Origin of the sequence: Blastococcus sp. TBT05-19, from assembly GCF_003319095.1 — a bacterium.
In the GTDB taxonomy this organism is placed as follows: Bacteria; Actinomycetota; Actinomycetes; order Mycobacteriales; family Geodermatophilaceae; genus Blastococcus.
The window spans coordinates 1,213,142-1,236,474 of the sequence record NZ_QOHI01000001.1 but is presented as its reverse complement, the minus strand read 5'-3'; the positions used below and the strand labels follow the sequence as shown (position 1 = coordinate 1,236,474).

Genomic DNA, 23,333 nt, shown 5'->3' with positions numbered 1-23,333 from the left:
GGAGTCGGCGCACGCATCGGTGACGGCGCAGAGAGGCGGCGGCGCGAGAGCGGCACTCCCTGCCACTTCCAACGTATAGCGCGTCCCGGGGCTTGCGGCAAGACCTCGGGGGTGCCGGAGACTCGCCCGCCACGAGCACCTCCGGCACGACCCAGAGCGGAGTCAGACCCCTGACCAGCAGCGCGTTCGCCCTTCCCGAGAACCTCGCCGCCAAAGCCGATCCGGCCCTCGTCGCCGACGACGAGGAGCACTTCGCCGCCATCGCCGACAGCCTCCGGCAGCAGACCACCGAGCTCGCCGCCCGTCTCGACGCCGAGCGCAAGGCCCCCGGCGGCATCGGCCAGGAGGCGCTCGACCGCGACCTCGAGGTGCACCGCCTCAGCGCCCGCCTTCGCACCCTGCGCCGCTTCGGTCTCGACCTCTGCCTCGGCCGGATCGTGCCCGCCGACGGCTCCGAGCCCGTCTACATCGGCCGTCTCGGCCTCACCGACGAGACCCGGCGCCGGCTGCTCCTGGACTGGCGCTCCCCCGCCGCCGAGCCGTTCTTCGGCGCGACCCACGGCAACCCCCTGGGGCTGCGCAGCCGGCGCCGCTACCGCTGGACGAGGGACCGGATCACCGACTACTGGGACGAGGTGTTCACCCCCGACGGGTTCGAGGGGCACGCCGCGCTCGACGACCAGTCCGCCTTCATCGCCAGCCTCGGCACCAACCGGACGGCGCGGATGCGCGACGTGCTGGGCACCATCCAGGCCGACCAGGACGCCATCGTCCGCGCCGGCTCCGAGGGCGCGCTCGTCGTCGACGGCGGCCCGGGCACCGGCAAGACCGTCGTCGCCCTGCACCGCACCGCCTACCTGCTCTACTCCGATCCACGCCTGGGTCACCGGCGCGGCGGCGTCCTCTTCGTCGGGCCGCACCAGCCCTACCTGGCCTACGTCTCCGACGTGCTGCCGAGCCTGGGCGAGGAGGGCGTGCAGACCTGCACCCTGCGCGACCTCGTGCCCGAGGGCGCCGCGGCGACGGTCGAGGCCGACCCGCAGGTCGCCCGCCTCAAGTCGTCGGCCCACCTGGTGGCGGCGGTCGAGGCCGCGGTCCGGTTCTACGAGGAGCCCCCTCCGAAGGGCATGACGGTCACCACGCCGTGGGACGAGGTCCGGCTCACCGCCGCCGACTGGGCCGAGGCCTTCGAGGCGGCCGAGCCGGGGACGCCGCACAACGAGGGACGCGAGCAGGTCTGGGAGGAGCTGCTCGCGATCGTCGTCGACAAGCACGACGGCGAGGTGCCCGGCGAGCTGCTCCGCACGGCGCTGCAGCAGGACCGGGAGCTGCGGACGGCGTTCAGCCGCGCCTGGCCGGTGCTCGAGGCGCCCGATGTCGTCGGTGACCTCTGGTCGGTGCCCGCCTACCTCCGGAAGTGCGCGCCCGACCTCTCCCCCGACGAGGTGCGGGCGCTGCAGCGCACCGACCCCCGGGCCTGGACCCTGTCCGACCTGCCGCTGCTCGACGCGGCCCGCCAGCGGCTCGGTGACCCCGCGGCCTCGGCGCGCAAGCGCCGGCAGGACGCCGTCGAGGCCGCCGAGCGGGAGCGCATGGCCGGTGTCATCGACGAGCTGATCGCGGCCGACGACTCCGAGCTGCTGCTCATGACGTCGCTCCGCCACGGGGACCTGCGCGACGCCCTGGTCGACGACGCCGCCCTGCCGACCGCGGATCCCGACGCGCTGGCCGGCCCGTTCGCGCACGTCGTCGTGGACGAGGCGCAGGAGCTCACCGACGCCGAGTGGCAGATGCTGCTGCTCCGCTGCCCGTCGCGCAGCTTCACCATCGTGGGCGACCGCGCCCAGGCGCGGCACGGGTTCCCCGAGCCCTGGGAGGAGCGGCTGCGGCGCGTCGGCCTACTCCGCGTCGAGCTGGCCTCGCTGAGCGTCAACTACCGCACGCCGGCCGAGGTCATGGCCGAGGCCGAGCCGGTGATCCGCGCGGTGCTGCCGGACGCCAACGTGCCGACGTCCATCCGCAGCAGCGGCGTGCCCGTCGTCCACGGGTCAGCCGCCGATCTGCATCGGATCCTCGACTCGTGGCTCGCCGAGCACGACGAGGGCGTCGCCTGCGTCATCGGCGACCCGACCTTCGAGGCGACGAACCGGGTCCGGTCGCTGACGCCCGTCCTGGCGAAGGGGCTCGAGTTCGACCTGGTCGTCCTGGTGGATCCCGAGGACTTCGGAACCGGCGTCGAGGGAGCCGTGGACCGCTACGTCGCCATGACCCGGGCGACCCAGCAGCTGGTGGTCCTCACCAGCCCGTGACCTGCGGCTCAGTCGGGGTGCGGGCCGTACTTCTCCTCGATCGGGTCCCGGACCTCGGCCTTGCGCACGTCGAGCGTGCGGCTCAGCCCCGACGGCGGATCGGCCGGGTTGATCACGTTGACGTAGATGAGGATCAGCGGGTTGATCCGGCTCTGCCAGACCAGCCGGACGGCCTCCTCGTAGAGGACCTCCATGTCGGCGCCGGGCTCCATCCGGACGTCGACGCTGGCGCTGGCGGGGTTGTTGATGTCGTCCTTGTAGCTCACCTCGGCGGTGGCGACGTCGTCCCGCTGGGCGAGCTCGTCGGCGATCCCTGCGCCGATCTCGTCGACGGGCACGGACGGGTCGGACGGGGCCGCCGACCCACCGCCGCCCGCCGCCGAGCAGGCGCCGACCCCGAGGACGAGGAGCGGCAGGACGGCGGCGGTGATCATCCGACGGGTGCGCGGGCGGAGCGAGGACATGCCGTGATCATCTCCTGCTGATCGAGTACACGTGCGCGTCGACGGTAGGAGCGTCACCCGGACCGGCGAGGAAGGGCGCCGCGCTCTGCCGCCAGGCCGCGATCGACGGGTCGTCGCTGCGGTCGACGAGCTGCGAGCCGTCCCGGTAGGCGCTGCCGATGCCGTGGTTCTCCCCCACGGAGCCGTACTGGGCCTCGAAGGTCACGGTGGTGACGTTCGGGTCGTCGTCGTTCGAGCGCCCGTCGAGGTGCGGCACGAGGTCGTGGGCGTTCTCCAGCGCGAGCACCTGGACCGACGGCGGCACGTCGGCGCGCGCGATCGGCGAGCCCATGGTCACCACGCTGCGCACGTCGTAGGGGAAGTCGGCCGTTCCGGAGTCGTGCGCCGCCTGGGCCGCGACCATGCCGCCCTGGCTGTGCCCGACGAGCATCACCGGGTCGGTCGAGCCCGCGCCGGCACGGCGCAGCGCCTCGGCGATCGCCTCCTGGCGCGTCGTCGCGTCGCCACCCAGGACGCGGACGTTGGTGCCCAGGTCGTTGGTCGCGGAGTTCGGGGACAGCCCCGGCGGGCTCCAGTCCTGCGTCCCGGGGATGTCGACGATGTAGGCCTTGGTGCCGTCGGGCTGCGTGACCACCCGGACGCTGACCTGGTCCTCGTCCGGGCCGGAGTCGCGGGCTCGCTGGTCGAGCGCGTCGAGCAGGTCGGTGACGTTCCTGGGCGCGCGGGTCACCACGCCCCGCTCGTCGTCGGCCAGCGTGCGGACCACGGGCTCGCCGTCGGGCCAGAGCCGGCCGAGCCGGGCGGCTGCGGACCGGACGTCGCCCCCGCCGATCCAGGGCGAGAGGAGGCCGCCGGTGAGCGCGTTCACGCGAGAGGCCAGGCCCGGCACCTTGTTGACCACGGAGTCGACCAGACCGGGGTGCTCGGTGAGCCACTTCTGCGGATCGTCGATCAGGGCCCGGACCGCCTCGACCGGCCCGCGGGGGTCGCTCAGCAGTGCTCCGGTCACCTGCCCGAGGACCGATGCCAGCAGGCCCCCGGGGATCGCGCCGGTCGCCCAGTCCAGGGCGTCGGCCATCTCGGCCAGCGCCTCGTCCGCCGCCCGGTAGGCGACGGCGGCCGCCTGCAGGGTCGCCGCACGGGCCGCGAACCGCAGGGCGAGCGCGCTCAGCCCTCCGGGACCGTCGAGGGCCTCGAGCAGCGCCGCCTCGAACCGGGCGACCCCGGCCGGGTTCAGCACGGCCGAGGCCAGGACGTCGGGGTCGACCAGCATCCCGTGGCAGGTCAGGCTCGTCGCCGCGAGCATCTCCGCCAGGTCGGTGCTGTTGCGGCCCAGCGCCGCCAGGTCGGCGAGGTCGGCCTCGAGCCCGCCCGCGCCACCGCTGACCTCGAGGTCAGAGCCGCTCATCGTCGGCCTCCAGCAGGGCCGCCACGGTCGGCGCCACCCAGGTGCCCAGGTCGGCCGGCTCCACGGGCACGAGGTCGACAGTCCGCCGCGGCGACCCGTCCAGGCGCGGTCGCAGCCCGACCCAGCCGGCGTCGGTGGCCAGCCACGAGACCTGCCCCGCGCCGACGTCCGTCCCCACCCGGCCGAGCACCAGGCAGCTCAACGAGCCCGCGGTGCGCCGCTCCAGCTCCCGGACCAGCGCCAGGTCCTCGTCGGCGGCGCCGGGGAGGGGCCGGTCCTCCAGCAGGGCCAGCGGCACGCGCCCGGTGAGGGGCACGCCGTCGCTCGCCTCCTCCTCGGGCGGCCACGGGCCCGTGACCTCCGGCGCCTCCGGGACCGCGCGGGCCAGTTCGGCGCCCAGCCGCACGGCGGGAGCCAGGGACAGCTCGACCCCGCCGTCCGGCGTCGTCAGCACGCCGACCACCACCCCCGGGCCGAGCGCGAACCAGCCCTGCCGCTCACCGGCCCGGCCGCTGACCTCCATCCGGACGGTCAGCAACGGGCTGCTCAGCACCGCGAGGTCCGCAGCCACCGGCGGCACCGGTTGCGCCGTCCCGCCGTCGGCGGCTCCCACGACGCGCGCCTCGGTCAGCGACGCGACCGCGCCGTCCCGGTCCGCGGGCGACACCGGCACCGGAGCGAAGGCAGGCGGCGGGTCGACCAGCCGATCGGTCACCAGGACCGACCACTCGGCGGCGGTCAGCGTCAGCCGCCGCGGTGCCGCGCTCACCCGAACCCCAGCCGGCCGAGCTGCCCGGCCAGCCCGCGCCACGCGTCGGCGCCGGCCTCCGGGAGGTCACCCAGGAACTCGCCGACGTCCTCGAGCACCTCACCGCCGCGGGCGGCCTGCTCGGACAGCCACGCGCGGACCGCGTCCTCGGCCCGCTGGATCGCGGCCAGCCGCTCGCGCACCTCGTCGGCGTGCCGGCGCAGCAGGTCGGCGGCGCGCTCCATGGCGTCGGCAGCGGCGTCCACGTCGGCGCAGTCCTTCCGCTGCTGCCGGCGGTAGGCCGACGCCGCCTCGGACACCCACCGGGTGCCGTCGCCTTCCCGCCGGTGCTCCTCGCCGGCCGCCCGCACCTCCCGGGCGCGCTGCGACAGCTCGTCGGCCACCGCGTCGAGGGCGGCAGGATCGCCGTACAGACCCATCGCCGTCCTCCTCCCGAGTTCCTGAACCAGGACGGAGACTATGGGAGCCGCGGCTCGTCGGCCCACCGCGCGGCCGGGCCTGTGGAGACCCCTCGGGGCTGTTGATGGATGCTGGCCCGATGCCTGGCCACCCCGTCTCCGACCCCCGCGTGCAGGTCGTCCTCGACATCCCGCTGCACCGCTTCCTCGGCGTGGAGCTGCGCGACCCGCAGGACCCGGCCGCCGGCATCCGGTTCCAGGTCGGGGCGGCATCGGAGAACCCGGCGAAGCTGCTGCACGGCGGCGTCGTCTACGCCCTGCTCGACGTCGCCTCGTTCCTGGCCCTGCTGCCGGCCCTGGGGCCGGACGAGCACGCGGTGACCCATGACGTCGCCGCCTCGCTGCTGCGGCCGGTCAGCAGCGGTGCGACCGTCGACATCGTCGGCACCGTGCTCCGCCGCGGCCGGGCGGTGGCGTTCATGCGCGCCGAGGCCAGCGTCGACGGCGTCCTGGTCGCCACCGGCCAGGTCACCAAGACGGTGATCCAGGCCCGCTGAAGGAACACGGCCGCCCGCGCGCGTGCTGGCAGGTGCGTGATCCCGAGGCTGTCGCTGCTCGACCGGTCGCGCACCCGCGTCGGCGAGCCGGACGACGCCGCGCTCACCGGCACCGTCGCGCGCGCCGTGCGCGCGGAGCAGCTCGGCTTCGACCGGTTCTGGGTCGCCGAGCACCACGGCGTTCCCGGCGTGGCCGGTGCCGCCCCGGCGGTGCTGCTGACCGCGATCGCGGCCCGCACGCGGACCATCCGGCTCGGGTCGGCCGGCGTGATGCTTCCCCACCACCAGCCGCTCGTGGTCGCCGAGCAGTTCGCGACGCTGTCGGCCTTCGCCCCCGGCCGGGTCGACCTCGGCCTGGGCCGCTCCCCCGGCTTCACGCCCCCCGTGCGCCGGGCGCTGCGGGAGACCGAGCGGAACTTCTCCGCCGACCTCGCGGAGCTGCGGGCGTTCCTCACCGGGACGGCGGAGATCATGATGCACCCCCGGCCCGCCGGCGCCGTCCCGCTGCACGTGCTGGCCACCGGCAGCGGGCTGCAGGTGGCGGCCGAGCTCGGTCTGCCGGTGGTCGTCGGTGGGCCGGTCCTGGGCGTGGCCGGCGATCCGGAGCCCGGGCTCGAGGCGCTGGGGGCCTACCGCCGGGACTTCCGCCCGTCCGAGCAGCAGCCCGAGCCGCGGATCTCGATCAGCCTCGACGTCCTGGTCGCCGACACCGCCGCCGAGGCCGCCGACCTGCTCCTCCCCGAGGCATGGGCGATGGCGCGCTCCCGCACCGAGGGTGTCTTCCCGGCCCTGCAACCGGTGCAGGCCGTCACGGCCGCCGACCGCACCCCGCGCCAGCAGCAGTACCTCGAGCGGACCGCCGCCGCGGCGATCGCCGGCACCCCGGCCGAGGTGGAGGGCCGGCTCGCCCAGCTGCTGGAGCGCACCGGCGCCGCCGAGCTGGTCGCGAGCAGCAGCACCTACGACCGTGACGCCCTCGCCGCCTCGGACGCGGCGCTGGCCGCGCTGTTCAGCTGAGGCCGGTCACCACAGCTCCATCGAGCGCTTGAAGATCCCGGCCGCGTCGTCCTCGGTGACCTCCTTCGGCGAGGTCGCGAGCAGCCGCTGCTGCTTCATCGTCCCGCCGACCAGGTCGGGGATGTCGCCCTCGTCGAAGCCCACGGCGCCGATGCCGTTCGGCATGTCGATGTCGCGCATCAGGTCGGCGAGCACGGTGGGCAGGAACTCGACGAGGTCCGACGGGCGGTCCGCGCCCGGGGCCAGCAGCTCGGCCGCCCGGACGTGCCGCTCGGGGGACGCGTCGAAGGTGAAGCGGAACGCCTCCGGCGCCGTCAGCGACACCGACATCCCGTGCGGGACCATCGCCTCACCGGCCGGGTAGTCCTTCGGGTGGAAGTCCTTCACCTGCCCGGCGATCGGGTAGGCGTTGGCGTGCGGGATGTGCACGCCGGCGTTCCCGAAGCCCATGCCCGCGAACGTCGCCGCGATCGCCATGTCCGCCCGCGCCTGGGCGTCGTCCCCGTTGCGGACGGCGGTGCGGAACGAGCCGGCCAGCAGCGTGAGCGCCTTCTCCGACCACATGTCCGAGATCGGGTTGGAGCCGCAGTAGGGCACCCGCTGCTCCGGCGTCCGGTGCTCGTAGGTCGTGTACCAGCGCGCGGTGTAGCTCTCCAGCGCGTGGCAGAGGATGTCCATGCCCGACGCCGCGGTGACGCCGGCCGGCTGGGTGAACGTCAGGTCCGGGTCGATGACGGCGAGGGTGGGCCGCAGCCGGGCGTGGCTGATGCCGGTCTTCACCCGCGCCGAGATCACGTCCATGACGCAGATCGTGGTGCTCTCGGCTCCGGTGCCCGTCGTCGTCGGCACCGCGACCAGCGGCTTGAGGGGCTCCGGCGGCGCCTGCCCCTTCCCCACCGGCACGTTCACGTAGTCCATGAGCTCGCCGGGGTTGGTGGTCAGCAGGTTGATCGCCTTGGCCGTGTCGATGCTGGACCCACCGCCGACGGCGACGAACGCGTCCCACGGCCCGGTCGACCGCGCCTCGTCGATCGCGGCGATGAGGCTGACGTCGGTCGGCTCGACGTGCACGCCGTCGAACACCCGCGCCTCGATGCCGAACTGCGCCATCTGGTCGGCCACCCGCTGCGGGTGACCGGTGGCCGCGACCCCCGGGTCGGTCACCACGAGGACCCGCTTCACGCCGTACCGGCTGAGGTCGTAGCCGATCTCGTCGGAGGCCCCGTTGCCGAACTTCAGCTGCGGTGCGCCGTAGGTGAAGACGGTCTCCGGGTTACCGGGAACGGTGCTGCTCATGACTTCTCCCAGGCGGTTCGGGCGAGTTCGGTGGACTCCTCAGAACCTTCCAGATGCTCGTGATTGACACCACAAGGGGGCCGTGGTGGTGTCGGGGCACCCCGCTCGCACTCCCCGTCCAGGAGGCCCCCGTGACCGACACCCCCGCCGCCCCCTACGTCGGCGACCTGCTCAAGGATTCGCCGAGCAACTGGGGCAAGTGGGGGCCGGACGACGAGGTGGGCGCGCTGAACTACCTCGGTCCCGAGCAGGTCCTCGCGGCGGTGAAGCTGGTCAGCTCCGGCAAGGTGTTCACCCTCCAGCGGCTGATCGGCGACCCCAAGGGCGACCCGGTGTGGCCCGGGCGCACCCCCGCCGTCCGCACCCAGGTCCTCGACGAGAGCGACTGGGACGAGGGCGGCAAGGGCGGGGTGTTCCCCGGCGGGCTGCACTACGCCGACGACAAGATCGATGCCTACCTGCAGGGCTCCACGCAGTACGACGCGCTCGGCCACCTCTGGTACGACGGCAAGATCTGGAACGGCTACGACGCCCGCAGCACCGTCGGCGGCCTGGAGAAGGCGAGCGTCGAGCCGATCGCCGAGCGCGGCATCGTCGGCCGGGCGGTGCTGCTGGACATGGCGCGGTTCCGCGGCAAGGAGACCCTCGACAAGGGCGAGACCTTCACCCACGAGGACCTCGTCGCCTGCGCGGAGGCCCAGGGGACGCCCATCGAGAAGCGCGACATCCTGGTGGTCCGCACGAACTTCCTGAAGCTCTTCCACGAGCAGGGCGACGCCTTCTACGAGGGCTTCAACGAGCCGGGCCTCGTCTACAGCCCCGAGCTCGTGCAGTGGTTCCAGGACATGGAGATCCCGAACCTGGTCACCGACACGATCGCCAACGAGGTCACCTTCGACCCCAACAACGGCGTCGCCCTGGTGCTCCACAACGCCCTCATGCGCAACCTCGGCGTCACCCTCACCGAGATCGCCGACCTGGAGAAGCTGGCCGCCGACTGCGCCGAGGACGGCCGGTACGCCTTCCTCTACGTCGCCGCCCCGCTGAAGGTCGCCAAGGCCGCCGGCACCCCGGTCAACCCCGTCGTCATCAAGTAGGCCGCCACCGTGAGCGCCTACGACGAGCGCCCCTGGCTGGCGCTCTACGGGAACCAGCCGGCCGACTACGACATCGAGTTCGGCAACGCGCTGGAGATGTTCCGCGCCGGGGTCGCGCACGACCCCGGCGCCGTGGCCCTGCGCTACTTCGACGGCGTGGTGACCCGCGCGGAGCTCGACGAGCTCAGCGACGGGCTGGCCGCCGGCCTGCTCGCGCACGGGTTCGCGCCCGGCGACCGGCTCGCGGTCTACCTGCAGAACGTGCCGCAGTTCGTCATCGCGATGGTCGCCGCGTGGAAGGCCGGCGGCGTCATGGTGTCGATCAACCCCATGAGCCGGACCCGTGAGCTCTCCTACCTGCTGAAGGACTCCGGCGCGAAGGTGCTGGTGTCCCTGGAGGCGCTCTACGACTCCGTCGCGCGCGACGTCGTGCCGGAGACCGACGTGGCCCTGGTGCTCACCACCAGCGAGCTGGAGTTCCAGACGAGGAACGACGAGCGGCTGTTCGCCGGCATGACCCGGCAGCGGCACGAGGGGACGACGGACCTCTCCGAGTTCATCGCGCAGCACCGCGGCACCGCGCCGCCACCGGTCGAGCTCGCGCCGGACGACGTCGCCTTCCTGACGTACACCTCGGGGACGACGGGGGTGCCCAAGGGCGCCATGAACACCCACCGCAACGTCGTCTTCACCGCCCAGGTCTACCGCGACTGGGTGCACGCCGGAGCCGACGGCGGGGCGATCTTCGGCGTCGCCCCGCTGTTCCACATCACCGGGCTGATCGGGCACATCGCGGTGAGCATGCTGGCGCCCGCGCCGCTGGTGCTGGCCTACCGGTTCGAGCCGCAGGTGGTGCTCGACGCCTTCGCCGAGCACCGGCCGACGTTCACCATCGGCGCCATCACCGCGTTCACCGCGCTGCTCAACGCACCGGGCTTCACCAAGGACCACTTCGCCTCCTTCACCTCGATCTACTCCGGGGGCGCGGCCATCTCCCCCACGTCCGAGCGGGACTTCCTGGAAGCGACCGGTACGCAGGTGCACAACGCCTACGGCCTGACCGAGACGACGTCGCCCATGACGGTCACGCCGTTCGGGTCGCCCTCACCGGTGGACCCCACCTCGGGGGCGCTGTCGGTGGGCGTACCGGCACCGAACACGATCGTCCGCATCCAGGACGACGCCGGGAACGACCTGCCCCTGGGCGAGGTCGGCGAGATCGTGGCCGACGGCCCGCAGGTGGTCGCCGGGTACTGGGGCAAGCCCGAGGAGACGGCGGCCAACCTGCCCGGCGGGGCGCTGAAGAGCGGCGACGTCGGCTTCATGAACCCCGAGGGCTGGGTGTTCATCGTCGACCGCAAGAAGGACATGATCAACGCCTCGGGCTACAAGGTCTGGCCCCGCGAGGTCGAGGACGTGCTGGCCGAGCACCCGTCGGTCCGGGAGTCGGCCGTGGTGGGCGTGCCCGACGAGAAGCGCGGCGAGACGGTCAAGGCGTTCGTGAGCCTCAAGCCCGGGTCGACCACCACGCCCGAGGAGCTCGTCGCGCACTGCAAGGAGCGCATGGCCGCCTACAAGTACCCGCGCATCGTCGAGCTCATCGACGAGCTGCCCAAGACGGTGACCGGGAAGATCCTCCGCCGGGAGCTGCGCGGCTGACCGCGGTCCCGGTGCGCACGCGAGGGGTCCTGACCACCGCAGTCGGGTAGGAAGGCGTCCGTGACCGCTGACCCAGGACCCAGCACCCGTGTCGTGGGCGGGCGCTACGCGCTCGGCGGCATGCTCGGCCAGGGCGGGATGGGCACCGTCTGGCTGGCGACCGACCTCGTCCTCGAGCGGCAGGTCGCGGTCAAGGAGGTCACGTTCTCGGTGCACGTCACCGAGGAGGAGCGCGCCCTCCTGCGCGAGCGCACCATGCGCGAGGCCCGCGCCGCCGGCCGCCTGGAGCACCCGCACGTCACGACCGTCTACGACGTCGTGGAGGAGGCCGGGAAGCCGTGGCTGGTGATGAAGCACGTGCAGGCCCGCAGCCTCCAGGAGATCGTCGAGGAGCGCGGCCCGCTGCCGCCGGCCGCCGTCGCCCGGATCGGGCTGGACGTGCTGGACGCGCTCGAGGCCGCGCACGAGATCGGCATCGTGCACCGCGACGTGAAGCCGGCCAACGTGCTCGTCGGTCCCGACGGGTCGGGCTGCCTCACCGACTTCGGCATCGCGACCACCACCGGGGACTCCAGCCTCACCACGCAGGGCGCGCTCATCGGCTCGCCGTCCTACATGGCCCCGGAACGGGCCAGGGGCGAGGAGCCGCGCCCGGCCGTCGACCTGTGGTCCCTCGGCGCGACCCTCTACGCCGCCGTCGAGGGCCGCCCGCCGTTCGACCGGGGCGAAGCCATGGCCACGCTCATGGCCGTCGTCGCGGAGGACCCCGCACCGGTGGTCCGCGCCGGCCCGCTCGGCCCGGTGCTGCAGGGGCTGCTCACCAAGGACACGGCGCAGCGCACCACCGCGGCGGCTGCCCGGGCGCAGCTGCGCGCCGTCGCCGAGGAGCGCGCGCCCGCCCCGGGACCGGCGCCCGCCTGGGCCCCTCCGCCGCCGAAGACCCCCGGCCCGATCGGCGGGAACTCGATGGAGCGGATCGACGCCGCCGACCTGATCGCGCTGGCGTCGGCCTCCAAGACGCTGCTGGGCTCGGTGGCCCGCGACGCCCGCGACCAGGTCCGGTACATGGCCGACCGCCGGCGCGAGCGCAAGGCCGACGAGGTAGCGGCGCCCGTGCGGCCCAGCCGGGCCGTGACTCCCCCGCCCCGCCGCCGCTGGCGGTTCAAGCGCCGCTGGGTGCTCGTGCCGGTCCTGACCACGGTGGCCGTGCTGGTCCTGCTGGTCCTCGGGGCGGCCCTGGCGCTCGGCGAGTTCCTCGACTTCTGATCCGCAGGGCTGGGCGCCCGGACCGTGGGTACGGCGACGGGATGCAGACCTCCGACGTGTACGGCTACGCCTTCGACCAGATCCACGAGATGTTCCGGAGCAGCCTCGACGGCCTCGATGCCGACGGCCTCCACCGCCGGGTGACGCCGGACGCGAACCCGATCGCCTGGCTCGCCTGGCACCTGCTGCGGGTGCAGGACGACCACGTCGCCGAGCTCGCCGGCCGTGACCAGGTGTGGACGGCGCAGGGCTGGGCGGAGCGCTTCGGGCTGCCCTTCGACGCGAGCGAGACCGGCTACGGCTTCGACCGCGACCAGGTCTCGGACGTGCGCGTCCCGTCGGTCGACCTGCTCAAGGGGTACGCGGGTGCCGTGCACGCGCAGTCGGCGGAGTTCCTGCGCGGCCTCACCGACGACGACCTCGACCGCGTCGTCGACGGCTCCTACGACCCGCCGGTGACCGTGGGCATGCGGCTGGTCAGCGTGATCGGCGACGACCTCCAGCACCTCGGCCAGATCGGCTACGCCCGCGGGCTCCTCGGGTGAGCGGCCGGCCGTGACCTGGGCCAAGGTGGGGGCATGACCGAGACGCCGCAGCCCCGCGACATCGCCATCGAGCAGGAGACGCCGGAGATGGAGGCGTCCCTGGAGGCGCAGAGCGAGCCGCGCGAGGCCCCGCAGGGCGACGAGGCCGACGTGGAGGGGCACCCCTCCTAGCCGGAGCGGCGCGTCGTCGGCGGAGAGCGTGCCCTCGAGTGGGCGATCACGACGCGCAGCATGCTCCTGTTGGTCGTAGCGTCCGCTCCGTGACCATCGACAGCCCTGACATCTACGCGTTCGAGGACCTGCTCGAGCCGGCCGAGATCGAGATCCGCGACCGGGTGCGGGCCTTCGGCGAGAAGGAGGTCGTACCCCGGATCAACGAGTACTGGGAGCGCGCCGAGTTCCCGTTCGAGCTCGTGCCGCTGCTGGCGGAGACCGGGATCGTCGGCGGCACCATCGAGGGTTACGGCTGCCCCGGCATGAGCAACGTCGCCGCCGGGCTGGTGGCCGCGGAGCTGGCCCGCGCCGACGGCAGCGTCGGCACCTTCAACGGCGTGCACAGCTTCCTGGCCATGCAGTCGATCGCGCTGCTGGGCGACGAGGAGCAGCGCGAGCGGTTCCTGCCGCCGATGGCGCGGCTGGAGAAGATCGGCGCGTTCGGTCTCACCGAGCCCCAGCACGGCTCGGACGCCGTCGGCCTGGAGACGTCGGCCCGCGCCGACGGCGACGGCTTCGTCCTCAACGGGCAGAAGAAGTGGATCGGCAACGGGTCCATCGCCGACTTCGTGATCATCTGGGCGCGCGGTGAGGACGGCAAGGTCGGCGGCTACGTCGTCGAGAAGGGCACGCCCGGCTACGAGGCCACGGTCATGACCGGCAAGACGGCGCTGCGCGCGGTCTGGCAGGCCGAGATCACGCTGACCGACGTCCGGGTGCCGGCGGAGAACAAGCTGGCCAACTGCCACTCGTTCAAGGACGTCTCCCAGGTGCTCGACCGCACCCGGTACACCGTCGCCTGGCGGGCGCTCGGTCTGGCGACGGCGTCCTACGAGCTGGCGCTGGCGCACGCGATGCAGCGCGAGCAGTTCGGTCAGCCGATCGCGGGGTTCCAGCTGGTGCAGGACAAGCTCGCCCGCATGCTCGCCGAGATCACCTCGATGCAGCTGATGTGCTGGCGGCTGTCGAAGCTGGCCGACGAGGGCCGCATGACGGCGGCGATGGCCTCGCTGGCCAAGATGAACCACGCGGCCAAGGCACGGGCGATCGTGGCCGACGCCCGCGACATCCTGGGCGGCGACGGGATCCTCATCGACCACCACGTCGCGCGGCACTTCGCCGACATGGAGGCGGTCTTCACGTTCGAGGGCACCGACTCGGTGCAGGCGCTGATCGTGGGCCGGGCGATCACCGGGCTCTCGGCGATCAGCGGCCGCAGGCCCGAGAAGAGCTGAGCTCCGCGGCCGGCCCGCGCGGGGCGCTCAGCTCGCGCGGGTCAGCCGCCGGCCGGCGGCGGTGAGGCGGGCGCACTCCGGGCAGCCGGTGCGGCCGATGCCGACGCGCTCCCACTTCTGCGTGCCCCAGACCTGGACGATCGCGCCGCAGACCGCGAGCTCGACCTCGCCGTCCAGCTCGGCGGGCGGGCGGTGCGCCTCCACGGCGTGCCAGGGGTAGCTCGGCTGACTCGGCTGACTGCCCGACCAGCGGTCGGGCCGGGCGAACCCCACGGCATACGTGCTCACGGGGTTTCCAGTTCCCGCAGGGGGCACCGGCCAATCCCCCTGATCGGGCGAATACGGACGACTCCGCGCGACAAGTCCGGCCACGCTCCGCGGTCGGCACCGGCGCCGTTCCCCCGGCGGAGGGCGGGTCGCGAGCGCTACCGTCGGAGGCCTCGATCGGAGGAGGTGCACGGGGATGGATCCGGTCAGCCTGCTGGTGGGCGCCGCCCTGCTCGGCGTCGGTTTCGTGACCGGGCGGCTGGGCCGCCGGCGCACCCCCGCACCGCCTCCGCCGATGACCCCGCTGTGCGGCTGCGGCCACACGCTCAGCCAGCACGACACCTCCACGAACACCTGCTACGCCGAGCTCCGGCGCGACACCTACGACAAGCGCGGCCGCTGGTCGGGGCACAGCTGGGTGCCGTGCACCTGCCGCCAGTACGTCGGCCCGCGGCCGGTCGACGAGGTGTTCGTGCCGCGGATCCTGCCGCCGGGCGACTGATCCGGGCCCGTCCCGGGCACCGGGTGCGGGTGCCCACCTCCTCCGGACCCGCCCGCGCCGAGCGCGTGGACAACCTGCTGGCCCTGACCGAGCCCGCCCGCGCCGTGGTCAGCGCCGGCGCCCTGGCCGCCGGCTACCCGCTGCTGCGGTTCGCCCCGCGCGGCGAACCGCACCCCGTCGTCGTCCTCCCCGGCTGGCTGGCGTCCGACGTCTCGACGCGCACCATCCGCCGCTGGCTGGGCCGCCTGGGCTACCCCACGGTCGGCTGGGACCTCGGCCGCAACCGCGGACCGCGCCCGGAGGTGGTCGACGGCATGCGGGCGCTGGTGCAACGGCTCGCCGACGAGCACGGCGGGCCGGTGAGCATCGTCGGCCAGAGCCTCGGCGGCATCTACGGCCGCCGGCTGGCCGAGCGCAGCCCGCACCTGGTCCGGCAGGTCGTCTCGCTCGGCTCCCCCTTCGCGGGCGTCGTCCCCCGCAAGCGCCCACCGTCCGGGGCCGGCATGTACCGGGCCTACCGCGAGCTGCGCGCCGTCGAGGAGGTGCGCCCCGCCCGGCCCCTGAAGGTGCCGAGCACGTCGGTGTACTCGCGGTGGGACGGCGTCGTCGACTGGCGCACCTGCCTGCAGGAGGAGGGGCCGATCAGCGAGAACGTCGCCGTGCACGCCAGCCACCTCGGCATGGGGCTGGACCCCGCCGTGCTCTGGATCGTCGCCGACCGCCTGGCCCAGCCGCGCGGCGCCTGGCGTCCGTTCCAGCGGCCGACCCGGTTCGGGGTGCGCTCGCTGTTCCCGGCCGGCTGACGTGCCCGCCTACTCGTAGCCGGTGGCGGTGACCACCAGGTCGGCGAGCTCCGCCCAGCTGAGCCTGCCCTCGGGGCCGCGGTCCTCCGCGACCGCGGCGAGCGCCTCCAGGTAGCGGTCCAGGGTCGCGTTCTCCCACTCGGCCTTGCCCGAGCGGCCGAGGTCCTCCCGCATGTGCGTCACGAGCCGGGCGAAGTCCGCGGCCGACCGCACGGCAGCGACCTGCCGGGGGCTGACCTCGGCGAAACGCCCCGTCGCGAACGGCTCCACGGGCGGGAGGCTAGCGGCGATCGCCGCCGAGGGAAGCCCCGATCGTCGCGGGGCCTCAGGTCCAGGCGGTTCCTGCGGCCAGGACGACGAGTGCCGCGGCGGTGCCGGCCTCCACCACGGCACCGAAGACGTCGCCGTTGACCCCGCCGAGCCGCCGGGTCGCATGAGCGGTGAGCCCCGCCCCGGCGATCAGGGCGACGACCACGGCACCGGCCGCCCACGAGGCGTCGGCCGTGGAGCCACCGGCCAGCAGCCGCAGCCCGGCCGCCGCGGCGACCAGGACGACGGTCGCCGTCCACCGGACCACCGGGGAGTCCCCTCCAGCGACGAGGCTCCCGAGTGCCGAGCCGCCGGCCACCGGACGTGCAGCGGCGTGCAGGACGGCCGTCCGGCCGGCGGTGGCTGCCAGGACGACGACCACGAGCCCCTCGACCAGCGACGAGGCGGCCAGCACCGTCCCCAGGGCCGTGACCTGCACGAGCAGGAGGCAGACCAGCGCCGCGACGCCGAACGCGCCGACGTCGGGCCGCCGCATGATCGCCAGCGCCTGCTCGGCCGGCTGGCCGCTGCCCAGCCCGTCGGCGAGGTCGGCGGTGCCGTCGAGGTGCAGGCCGCGCGTCAGCAGAGCGAGCGCGCCGACGACCAGCGCAGCCGCGAGCAGCGGGCTCCCGCCGTCGGCACCCCGCCACACCGCGAGGGCCGGGACGAACGCGAGCGCGCCGAGCAGCACCCCCACCAGCGGGAACCAGCGGAGCACCCCCGGCCCCGGCGTGCGGGCCGAGGCCGGGACCGGCAGCACGCTGAACAGGCCGAGGGCGGCGAGCGGACCGGTCACTTCAGCCGCTGCGGGAGGCCGGCGGTGAGCAGCCACACCCGCTGCGAGGCGGCCGCGATCCGCGCGTTGAGGATGCCCAGCTCGTCGCGGTAGCGCCGGCCGGAGACGGTGGCGGGGACGACGCCGGAGCCGACCTCGTTGCTCACCGCGACCACCCGGCGGCGGGTCCCCGACCAGGCGGCGACGACGTCGTCGACCGCGCGGGCCAGCCGATCGTCGGCGCCGTCCTCTTCGGTCCACACACCGCAGTCATCCATCACCCGCGCGAGCCACGTGGAGAGGCAGTCGACCAGCACCGGCGGGCCCGGGCGGCCGAGCTCGCCGACCAGGTCGACCGTCTCGACGGTGCGCCAGCTGCCGGGGCGGCGCTCCTGGTGCAGCGCGACCCGGTCGGCCCACTCGGGATCGCCGCCGTCTGCGGGCAGGCCGCAGGCCAGGTACTCGACGGCGCGAGCGCGGCCGAGCAGCTCCTCGGCGTAGCGGGACTTGCCCGACCGCGCGCCGCCCAGCACCAGCGTGCGGCGCGGGCGCCGACCGATCACGAGACCCGCCCGGCGGTGCGGCGGGCGCGCAGCGCGGTGAGCAGGAGCTGGGCGGCCAGGGCTGCGCCGACCCCCTCCCCCGCCCGCAGGCGCAGGTCGAGCAGCGGCTCGAGCCCGAGGTCGGTGAGCACCGCGGCGTGCCCGCGCTCGCGGCTGCGCTGACCGGCGACCAGCGCCGTCTGCGCGGCGGGCTCCAGCCGGACGGCGACGGCCGCGGCGACGGAGGTGACCAGCCCGTCGAGCACCACCGGGACGCCCGCGGCGGCGCCACCGAGGGTGACCCCGGTGAGCACCGCGATCTCCGGCCCGCCGAGGGCGGCGAGCAGCGTCATCGGGTCGGTGGCGCCGCGCTCGGACCGCACCCGGTCCAGGGCCCCGCGGACGACGGCGCGCTTGCGGTCGAGCATCGCGGCGTCGGCACCGGCACCGAGGCCCACGGCGTCGTCGGGGTCGAGGTCGAGCAGCGCGCAGGCGAGCGCGGCGGCGACGGTGGTGTTGCCGATGCCGACCTCGCCCAGGCAGACCAGCCCGGTGGCGGCCAGCTCGGCGCCGATGGCGCGCCCCTCGGCCACGAGCGCGACGGCCGCGGAGGCGGTCAGGGCGTCGGCGGTCAGCAGGTCGCCCTGCGGCTCCGGCGAGACCGCGGCGTGGGCGCGCACGCGGAGCCCCGCCTGGCGCGCGGTCGAGGCCCCCAGCGACTCCCCGGTGCGGGTCGCGGCGAGCACGTCGGCGGTCACCGACACCGGGTAGGCCGAGACGGCGTGCGCGGTGGCGACCGGGTGCTCGGCGGCGGCCACCAGCAGCGTGCCGGTCTCCGGTACCGGACCGGGCAGCGCCAGCACCCGGTCCACGGCGCGGTCCAGCACGCCCAGCGAACCGGGCACGGCGAGCAGGTCGTCACCGCTGTCGCGGGCGGCCACGACCGCCTCCGGCTGCGGCCCGGCGAGGTGGGAGACCGGGGCGGCCGGGCTGTCGTCGGCCGGCCACCGCTCGTGCAGCACGACGTCGTCCAGCGGGGCGCGGGCCGACCACCCGTGCCGCACCAGCCCGGGCTCGGGCGGGCGCTCGTCGGGCCAGCCGAGGCACAGCCAGCCGAGGGTCTCCACGCCCTCGGGCAGGTGCAGCAGCGCGGCCAGGTCGGCGGGCTGGAAGAGCGTCACCCAGCCCATGCCCAGCCCCGAGGCGCGGGCGGCCAGCCAGAGGTTCTGGATCGCGCAGGCGCAGCTCCACAGGTCGGCGTCGGGGAACGTGGCCCGGCCCAGCACGCCCGTGGCGTGCGCCCGGCGGTCGCAGGCGACGACGATCCCGACCGGCGCCTCGCGGATGCCCTCCAGCTGCAGGTCCAGCAGCCGGGCCCGGCGGTCCGGGGTGAGCAGCTCGGCCTGCCGCAGCCGCTCCCGGTCGGCGAGCACCGCCGCCCGGTCGCGGGTGGCCTGCTCGGTGACGACGACGAAGCGCCACGGCTGCGAGTGCCCGACCGACGGCGCCCGGTGGCCGGCCTCGAGGACCGTGCGCAGCAGGTCGGCGGGCACGGGGTCGGGGCGGTACCGGCGGATGTCGCGGCGGGCCCCGACGACGGTGTGCAGCGCCTCGACGGTGGCCGGGTCGAGGGCCCAGCCCGCCGGGTCGGCGGCACGCTCCGCGGCGTGGGTCTGGTCACCGATCACCGGGACCGGCCGGGGCCAGGTCATGCCAACTCCTCCATCACGTCTCCGGGAACCCTCGCACGGCCGTAGGCCGGGATCCCGGTCAGGGCGGAGGGTTCAGCCCTCCGGGGCGGCCAGCTCGGTCAGCGCGTGCCGCAGCGCGGCGACCCGCTCCGGGCCGAGGGAGGCGGCGAGCGCCGACTCGTGCGCGGCGACGAGCGCCTCCCAGCGACCGAGGCGGTCGCGCCCGGGCTCGGAGAGGTGGACGACGACCTTGCGCCCGTCGTCCGGGTGCGGGAGCCGGTAGGCCAGCGCCTGGTCCACGGCGGCGTCGACCAGCCGGGTGCAGGTGGGCGCGGGCAGGTGCAGCGCCGCGACGAGCTCGCCCATGGTCCGGCCGTTCCCGTGCAGGGCCCGCAGCAGCCGGTAGCCGTCCAGCGTGCCGCCGTCCTCGGCGAGGGCCGCGGCCGCTCCCCCGGCGACGCGACGCTGGGTGACGGTCAGCAGCTCGACGAGGTCGTCGGTGACGCGCTCGGCGTCGGTGCGACCTCCCGGAAACATGGGGGCACCATACTTCTCCCCGTGTCCGGTGCCACGCGTCCGCTGGACCCGTGGGAGCTCCTGCTCACGGGCCCGCGGACCGACGTCTTCCACGTCGGTCTCGCCGTGCCGCTGTCGGGTCCGCTCGCGCTCACCGCACCGTCCGCGCTGGACCTCGCCGGGCTGGCCACCGACGAGCTGAACGCCGCCGGCGGGGTGGACGGGCGCGAGGTCCGCCTGGTCACCGTCGACTCGGGCCGGGCGCCCGACGTCGTCGCGGCCGAGGCGGCGTCGCTGTTCCAGGCCGGTGCCTTCGACGTCCTGGTCGGGTTCCACACCAGCGACGTGCACCGCGCGCTCGAGCGGGCGCTGCCGCCGGGAGCCCGGTACGTGTTCACCCCGCCGCACGAGGGCGGGCGGCTGCGGCCGGGCGTCGTCCGCACCGGGGTCTCGCCGGCCGAGCAGCACGCCGCGGCCCTGACCTGGCTGGTCGGCTCCCGCCGGGCCCGGCGCTGGGTGCTGCTGGGCACCGACTACGTCTGGCCGCGGGCCGTGCACCGGGCGGCGCACCGCGCGCTGTCCGCGGCCGGCGCCGAGGTGGTCGGCGAGGCGCTGGTGCCGTTCGGGCCCACCGACATGGGGCCGCTGCTGGACCTGGTCCGGCGCACGCGGGCCGACGGCGTGCTGCTCAGCATGGTCGGGCGCGACCTGGTCACCTTCAACCGCGAGTTCACCCGCGCCGGGCTGGACCGGCGGGTCGTGCGGCTGTCCGGCGCCCTCGAGGAGAACGGGCTCTACGCCGTGGGCGGCGACGGCACCGGCGAGCTGTACGCCTGCATGCCCTCGTTCGCCTCCTCCGGCGACGGCCCGGACGAGATGCAGCTGGACCTGCAGGAGCGGCACGCCCGCCGGTCCGGCCCCTCGGCCCCGGTGGTGTGCGCCTACGCGCGCGGGCTCTACGACGGCGTCCGTGTGGCCGTGTCCGGCCCCGGCAGGACCCGGGTGCCGCGCCGGGCACCGTTCGCCCGGTTGGCCCGCGCCGACGGGCTGACCCTGCGGGAGATCCCCGGCCTTCTCACGACCTGAGACAGATACTTCCACCTGGAAGCATTGCGTCCTACTCTGCTGGCGCCCCGGACCGCACCGGGATGACACGGAGGAATGCGCGCATGAGCGAACCCCGCACCACCACCGGCCCCGCGCTCGGCGGCGTGACGCCCGCCGCCAGCGAGCAAGGCGTGGAGTCCTTCGGCTACAAGCAGGAGCTCAAGCGCTCCCTGACCTTCACCGACCTGCTGATCTACGGCCTGGTCTTCATGGTCCCGATCGCGCCGTTCGGCATCTTCGGCGGCGTCTTCCAGGCGTCGGGCGGGATGGTCGCCCTGGCCTACGTGGTCGGCGGGATCGCCATGGCCTTCACCGCCGCGTCCTACTCGCAGATGTCGCGCGCCTTCCCGATGGCCGGCTCGGTCTACACCTACGCCGGGCGGGGCATCGGCCGGCCGGTCGGCTTCATCGCCGGGTGGATGGTCCTGCTGGACTACCTGCTCATCCCCGGGCTGCTGTACCTGATCTCCGGGTTCGCCATGAACTCGATCCTGCCGAGCATCCCCGTCTGGGTCTGGGTCGTCGCCTTCGTCGTGCTGAACACGGTGGTCAACTACTTCGGCATCGAGTTCACCGCACGGGTCAACAAGATCGTGCTGGTCGCCGAGCTGATCGTGCTGGCGATCTTCCTCGTCATCGGCGTCATCGCGCTGTCCTCGGGCGAGGGCCGCGGCTGGGACTTCTCGCCCATCTACAACAGCGACACCTTCTCCCTGGAGCTGGTCTTCGGCGCGGTCTCGGTCGCGGTGCTGAGCTTCCTGGGCTTCGACGCGATCTCCACGCTCGCCGAGGAGAACCGGGACTCGGCCCGCTCCATCGGCAAGTCGATGATCGCCGCGCTGGTGCTCGCCGGGACGCTGTTCGTCGTCCAGACCTGGGTCGCGGCCCTGCTCGTGCCGAACCCCGACACGCTCATCGCCGAGGGCGACGCCGCCGGCACCGCCTTCTACGACGCCGCCGAGGTCGCCGGCGGGGCCTGGCTGGGCACCCTCACCGCCGTCGCCACCGCGATCGCGTGGGGCTTCGCCAACTCGCTGGTCGCCCAGGCCGCCACCTCGCGGCTGCTCTTCGCCATGGCCCGCGACCGCCAGCTGCCCTCGTTCCTGGCCGCTGTCCACCCGACCCGGCGGGTGCCGGTCAACGCCACGTTCCTGGTGGCGGTCATCTCGCTGGTGCTCGGCATCTACATGAGCACCCGGGACGACGGCATCACGCTGCTCTCGACGCTGGTCAACTTCGGCGCCCTGTCGGCGTTCCTGCTGCTGCACGCCTCGGTGGTCGTCCACTACATCGGCCGTCAGCGCAGCCGGAACTGGTGGCTGCACCTGGTCGTGCCGGTCGTCGGCTTCGCGATCCTGGCCTACGTCGTCTACAACGCGCAGGTGGCGGCCCAGGAGCTCGGCTTCGTGTGGTTCGCGATCGGCGTCGTGCTGCTGGTCGTCCTGCTGGCCACCGGCCGCAAGCCCGAGCTGACCTCGGAGGAGAAGCTGTGAGCCTGGAGGTCGTCCAGCTCTCCCCCACCCCCGAGCAGTACCGCTACACCTTCGGCGGCGCACCCGAGCCGCTGGTCCGGGTGCAGCCCGGCACCGTCGTCGAGCTCACCACCGAGGACTGCTTCGGCGGCCGGGTGACCAAGGCCGAGGACCTGCCGAGCGCGGTCTGCGACTTCTCGCAGCTCAACCCGGTCACCGGGCCGATCCACGTCGAGGGTGCCGAGCCCGGCGACACGCTCGCGGTGCACTTCGTGGAGATCGCACCGGCCCGCGACTGGGCGGTGTCGACGACGTTCCCGCACTTCGGGGCGCTCACCGCGACGCACACCACGGCGATGCTGCACGACCCGCTCGACGAGGTCGTGTGGGTCTACGAGGTCGACCGCGAGCGGGGCACCTGCCTGTTCCGGCCGCGCCGCGGCGGCCCCGAGGTGGAGCTGCCGCTGGACCCGATGCACGGCACGGTCGGCGTCGCACCGGCGGGCAGGGAGGTGTTCGCGACCATCACGCCCGGCGCGCACGGCGGGAACATGGACACCCCGGAGCTGCGTGCGGGCACGACTGCGTACTTCGGCGTCAACGTCGCGGGCGGGCAGCTGGCCATCGGTGACGGGCACTGCCGGCAGGGCGAGGGCGAGGTGTGCGGCACCGCGGTCGAGGCGGCGATGCGCACCGTCGTCGTCGTCGACCTGATCAAGGGTGGCGGCAACGCGTGGCCCCGGCTGGAGACCGACGACTTCCTCATGTCGACCGGCTCCACCAAGCCGCTGGAGGACGCCTACCGGGTGAGCCAGCACGACCTGGTCACCTGGGCGGCCGAGCTCACCGGCTGGGACACCCTGGACGCCTACCAGCTGGTGAGCCAGGCCGGGCTCGCGCCGGTGGCCAACGTCGTGGACACGAACTACACGATGGTCGCCAAGCTGGCCAAGGCCTACCTCGGCCGCGAGGGCGTCACGGTGAACGACGGCGTGCACGACCGGCTTCGGCGGACCGGCGCGGCCTACCTCGCCCAGCGCTGATCAGCGGGATCTCGGGGCCCGGTCGGATCTCCGGCCGGGCCCCGAGCCGTGCCGGCCCCGCGCAGCCGCCCCG

General features: G+C 74.4%; 25 protein-coding genes. 14 read left to right on the top strand and 11 right to left on the bottom strand.

Annotation, left to right across the window (positions count from 1 at the left end):
* Positions 1–92 precede the first annotated feature (92 nt).
* Entirely contained in the window at positions 93–2,309 is a 2,217-nt protein-coding gene (helR, locus tag DQ244_RS06040; RefSeq protein WP_233491191.1) for an RNA polymerase recycling motor ATPase HelR, read from the top strand.
* Positions 2,310–2,317: 8 nt separating this feature from the next.
* Here the strand turns inward: helR and DQ244_RS06035 are convergent, their stop codons facing one another.
* From DQ244_RS06035 to DQ244_RS06020, 4 genes are read right to left on the bottom strand one after another with little or no spacing between them, the layout of a single operon-like run.
* A complete protein-coding gene (locus DQ244_RS06035; RefSeq protein ID WP_113810451.1) occupies positions 2,318–2,773 on the bottom strand; it encodes a hypothetical protein in 456 nt (151 codons plus the stop codon).
* Positions 2,774–2,780: 7 nt separating this feature from the next.
* The gene (locus DQ244_RS06030; RefSeq protein WP_113810450.1) at positions 2,781–4,181 is read right to left on the bottom strand and encodes an alpha/beta fold hydrolase; all 1,401 of its coding nucleotides are present in this window, start codon (positions 4,179–4,181) and stop codon (positions 2,781–2,783) included.
* Positions 4,168–4,950, bottom strand: a complete 783-nt coding sequence (locus tag DQ244_RS06025) for a hypothetical protein (RefSeq protein ID WP_113810449.1) — start codon at positions 4,948–4,950, stop codon at positions 4,168–4,170. The genes DQ244_RS06030 and DQ244_RS06025 overlap by 14 nt, the downstream gene beginning before the upstream one ends.
* Entirely contained in the window at positions 4,947–5,369 is a 423-nt protein-coding gene (locus tag DQ244_RS06020) for a putative T7SS-secreted protein (RefSeq protein WP_113810448.1), read from the bottom strand. The genes DQ244_RS06025 and DQ244_RS06020 overlap by 4 nt, the downstream gene beginning before the upstream one ends.
* A 119-nt stretch (positions 5,370–5,488) precedes the next feature.
* Here DQ244_RS06020 and DQ244_RS06015 point away from each other — a divergent pair, with 119 nt between their 5' ends.
* Together DQ244_RS06015 and DQ244_RS06010 are read left to right on the top strand one after the other, a co-directional pair.
* The gene (locus DQ244_RS06015; RefSeq protein WP_113810447.1) at positions 5,489–5,905 is read left to right on the top strand and encodes a PaaI family thioesterase; all 417 of its coding nucleotides are present in this window, start codon (positions 5,489–5,491) and stop codon (positions 5,903–5,905) included.
* A 36-nt stretch (positions 5,906–5,941) separates the two neighbouring features.
* Positions 5,942–6,922 (top strand): MsnO8 family LLM class oxidoreductase, encoded by a 981-nt coding sequence (locus DQ244_RS06010; RefSeq protein WP_113810446.1) that lies wholly within the window; start codon positions 5,942–5,944, stop codon positions 6,920–6,922.
* 6 nt (positions 6,923–6,928) lie between these two features.
* Here the strand turns inward: DQ244_RS06010 and DQ244_RS06005 are convergent, their stop codons facing one another.
* On the bottom strand, positions 6,929–8,218 hold the full coding sequence (locus DQ244_RS06005; RefSeq protein ID WP_113810445.1) for a hydroxyacid-oxoacid transhydrogenase: 1,290 nt from the start codon (positions 8,216–8,218) through the stop codon (positions 6,929–6,931).
* Positions 8,219–8,349: 131 nt separating this feature from the next.
* Here DQ244_RS06005 and DQ244_RS06000 point away from each other — a divergent pair, with 131 nt between their 5' ends.
* The 6 genes from DQ244_RS06000 (at position 8,350) to DQ244_RS05980 (ending at position 14,233) form a co-directional block, all read left to right on the top strand.
* Complete coding sequence (locus DQ244_RS06000) at positions 8,350–9,315, top strand: cyclase family protein (RefSeq protein WP_113810444.1); 966 nt, start codon at positions 8,350–8,352, stop codon at positions 9,313–9,315.
* Between the two features lie 9 nt (positions 9,316–9,324).
* Positions 9,325–10,974, top strand: coding sequence for an AMP-binding protein (locus tag DQ244_RS05995; RefSeq protein ID WP_113810443.1), 1,650 nt, complete (start codon positions 9,325–9,327; stop codon positions 10,972–10,974).
* Between the two features lie 60 nt (positions 10,975–11,034).
* Positions 11,035–12,240 (top strand): serine/threonine-protein kinase, encoded by a 1,206-nt coding sequence (locus DQ244_RS05990; RefSeq protein WP_199580219.1) that lies wholly within the window; start codon positions 11,035–11,037, stop codon positions 12,238–12,240.
* A gap of 41 nt (positions 12,241–12,281) precedes the next feature.
* Positions 12,282–12,785 carry a mycothiol transferase gene (locus tag DQ244_RS05985; RefSeq protein WP_113810442.1) on the top strand — a complete coding sequence of 168 codons (504 nt, stop codon included), beginning with the start codon at positions 12,282–12,284 and terminating at the stop codon, positions 12,783–12,785.
* Between the two features lie 33 nt (positions 12,786–12,818).
* Positions 12,819–12,956, top strand: a complete 138-nt coding sequence (locus tag DQ244_RS19555; protein WP_199580217.1) for a hypothetical protein — start codon at positions 12,819–12,821, stop codon at positions 12,954–12,956.
* A gap of 89 nt (positions 12,957–13,045) precedes the next feature.
* Positions 13,046–14,233 carry an acyl-CoA dehydrogenase family protein gene (locus DQ244_RS05980; protein ID WP_113810441.1) on the top strand — a complete coding sequence of 396 codons (1,188 nt, stop codon included), beginning with the start codon at positions 13,046–13,048 and terminating at the stop codon, positions 14,231–14,233.
* Between the two features lie 27 nt (positions 14,234–14,260).
* Here DQ244_RS05980 and DQ244_RS05975 read toward each other — a convergent pair whose 3' ends face one another.
* The gene (locus DQ244_RS05975) at positions 14,261–14,521 is read right to left on the bottom strand and encodes a hypothetical protein (protein ID WP_113810440.1); all 261 of its coding nucleotides are present in this window, start codon (positions 14,519–14,521) and stop codon (positions 14,261–14,263) included.
* A 175-nt stretch (positions 14,522–14,696) separates the two neighbouring features.
* Between DQ244_RS05975 and DQ244_RS05970 the strand changes: the two genes are divergently transcribed.
* Together DQ244_RS05970 and DQ244_RS05965 are read left to right on the top strand one after the other, a co-directional pair.
* Positions 14,697–15,002, top strand: coding sequence for a hypothetical protein (locus DQ244_RS05970; protein WP_113810439.1), 306 nt, complete (start codon positions 14,697–14,699; stop codon positions 15,000–15,002).
* Positions 15,003–15,031: 29 nt separating this feature from the next.
* The gene (locus DQ244_RS05965) at positions 15,032–15,805 is read left to right on the top strand and encodes an alpha/beta hydrolase (protein ID WP_199580216.1); all 774 of its coding nucleotides are present in this window, start codon (positions 15,032–15,034) and stop codon (positions 15,803–15,805) included.
* 9 nt (positions 15,806–15,814) lie between these two features.
* Here DQ244_RS05965 and DQ244_RS05960 read toward each other — a convergent pair whose 3' ends face one another.
* The 5 genes from DQ244_RS05960 to DQ244_RS05940 all read right to left on the bottom strand — a co-directional run bounded on the left by DQ244_RS05960 (position 15,815) and on the right by DQ244_RS05940 (position 19,659).
* Entirely contained in the window at positions 15,815–16,075 is a 261-nt protein-coding gene (locus DQ244_RS05960; protein WP_113810438.1) for a hypothetical protein, read from the bottom strand.
* A gap of 55 nt (positions 16,076–16,130) precedes the next feature.
* The gene (locus tag DQ244_RS05955; RefSeq protein ID WP_199580214.1) at positions 16,131–16,910 is read right to left on the bottom strand and encodes an adenosylcobinamide-GDP ribazoletransferase; all 780 of its coding nucleotides are present in this window, start codon (positions 16,908–16,910) and stop codon (positions 16,131–16,133) included.
* A complete protein-coding gene (locus DQ244_RS05950) occupies positions 16,907–17,452 on the bottom strand; it encodes a bifunctional adenosylcobinamide kinase/adenosylcobinamide-phosphate guanylyltransferase (protein ID WP_233491190.1) in 546 nt (181 codons plus the stop codon). The genes DQ244_RS05955 and DQ244_RS05950 overlap by 4 nt, the downstream gene beginning before the upstream one ends.
* A complete protein-coding gene (bluB, locus tag DQ244_RS20125; RefSeq protein WP_113810436.1) occupies positions 17,449–19,143 on the bottom strand; it encodes a 5,6-dimethylbenzimidazole synthase in 1,695 nt (564 codons plus the stop codon). The genes DQ244_RS05950 and bluB overlap by 4 nt, the downstream gene beginning before the upstream one ends.
* 72 nt (positions 19,144–19,215) lie before the next feature.
* Complete coding sequence (locus DQ244_RS05940) at positions 19,216–19,659, bottom strand: MarR family winged helix-turn-helix transcriptional regulator (protein ID WP_113810689.1); 444 nt, start codon at positions 19,657–19,659, stop codon at positions 19,216–19,218.
* 21 nt (positions 19,660–19,680) lie between these two features.
* Between DQ244_RS05940 and DQ244_RS05935 the strand changes: the two genes are divergently transcribed.
* The 3 genes from DQ244_RS05935 to DQ244_RS05925 all read left to right on the top strand — a co-directional run bounded on the left by DQ244_RS05935 (position 19,681) and on the right by DQ244_RS05925 (position 23,260).
* Positions 19,681–20,724, top strand: a complete 1,044-nt coding sequence (locus DQ244_RS05935) for an ABC transporter substrate-binding protein (RefSeq protein WP_199580212.1) — start codon at positions 19,681–19,683, stop codon at positions 20,722–20,724.
* An 83-nt stretch (positions 20,725–20,807) separates the two neighbouring features.
* Positions 20,808–22,238, top strand: a complete 1,431-nt coding sequence (locus DQ244_RS05930) for an APC family permease (protein ID WP_113810435.1) — start codon at positions 20,808–20,810, stop codon at positions 22,236–22,238.
* Positions 22,235–23,260 (top strand): acetamidase/formamidase family protein, encoded by a 1,026-nt coding sequence (locus DQ244_RS05925; RefSeq protein WP_113810434.1) that lies wholly within the window; start codon positions 22,235–22,237, stop codon positions 23,258–23,260. Before DQ244_RS05930 ends, DQ244_RS05925 begins: the two co-directional genes overlap by 4 nt.
* Positions 23,261–23,333 lie beyond the last annotated feature (73 nt).

Excerpts from the sequence above, each read along its gene's own strand:
- DQ244_RS06035 (WP_113810451.1), bottom strand. The coding sequence starts at position 2,773 with ATGTCCTCGCTCCGCCCGCGCACCCGTCGGATGATCACCGCCGCCGTC.
- DQ244_RS06030 (WP_113810450.1), bottom strand. The coding sequence starts at position 4,181 with ATGAGCGGCTCTGACCTCGAGGTCAGCGGTGGCGCGGGCGGGCTCGAG.
- DQ244_RS06020 (WP_113810448.1), bottom strand. The coding sequence starts at position 5,369 with ATGGGTCTGTACGGCGATCCTGCCGCCCTCGACGCGGTGGCCGACGAG.
- DQ244_RS06015 (WP_113810447.1), top strand. The coding sequence starts at position 5,489 with ATGCCTGGCCACCCCGTCTCCGACCCCCGCGTGCAGGTCGTCCTCGAC.
- DQ244_RS06005 (WP_113810445.1), bottom strand. The coding sequence starts at position 8,218 with ATGAGCAGCACCGTTCCCGGTAACCCGGAGACCGTCTTCACCTACGGC.
- DQ244_RS05985 (WP_113810442.1), top strand. The coding sequence starts at position 12,282 with ATGCAGACCTCCGACGTGTACGGCTACGCCTTCGACCAGATCCACGAG.
- DQ244_RS19555 (WP_199580217.1), top strand. The coding sequence starts at position 12,819 with ATGACCGAGACGCCGCAGCCCCGCGACATCGCCATCGAGCAGGAGACG.
- DQ244_RS05970 (WP_113810439.1), top strand. The coding sequence starts at position 14,697 with ATGGATCCGGTCAGCCTGCTGGTGGGCGCCGCCCTGCTCGGCGTCGGT.
- bluB (WP_113810436.1), bottom strand. The coding sequence starts at position 19,143 with ATGACCTGGCCCCGGCCGGTCCCGGTGATCGGTGACCAGACCCACGCC.
- DQ244_RS05940 (WP_113810689.1), bottom strand. The coding sequence starts at position 19,659 with ATGTTTCCGGGAGGTCGCACCGACGCCGAGCGCGTCACCGACGACCTC.
- DQ244_RS05930 (WP_113810435.1), top strand. The coding sequence starts at position 20,808 with ATGAGCGAACCCCGCACCACCACCGGCCCCGCGCTCGGCGGCGTGACG.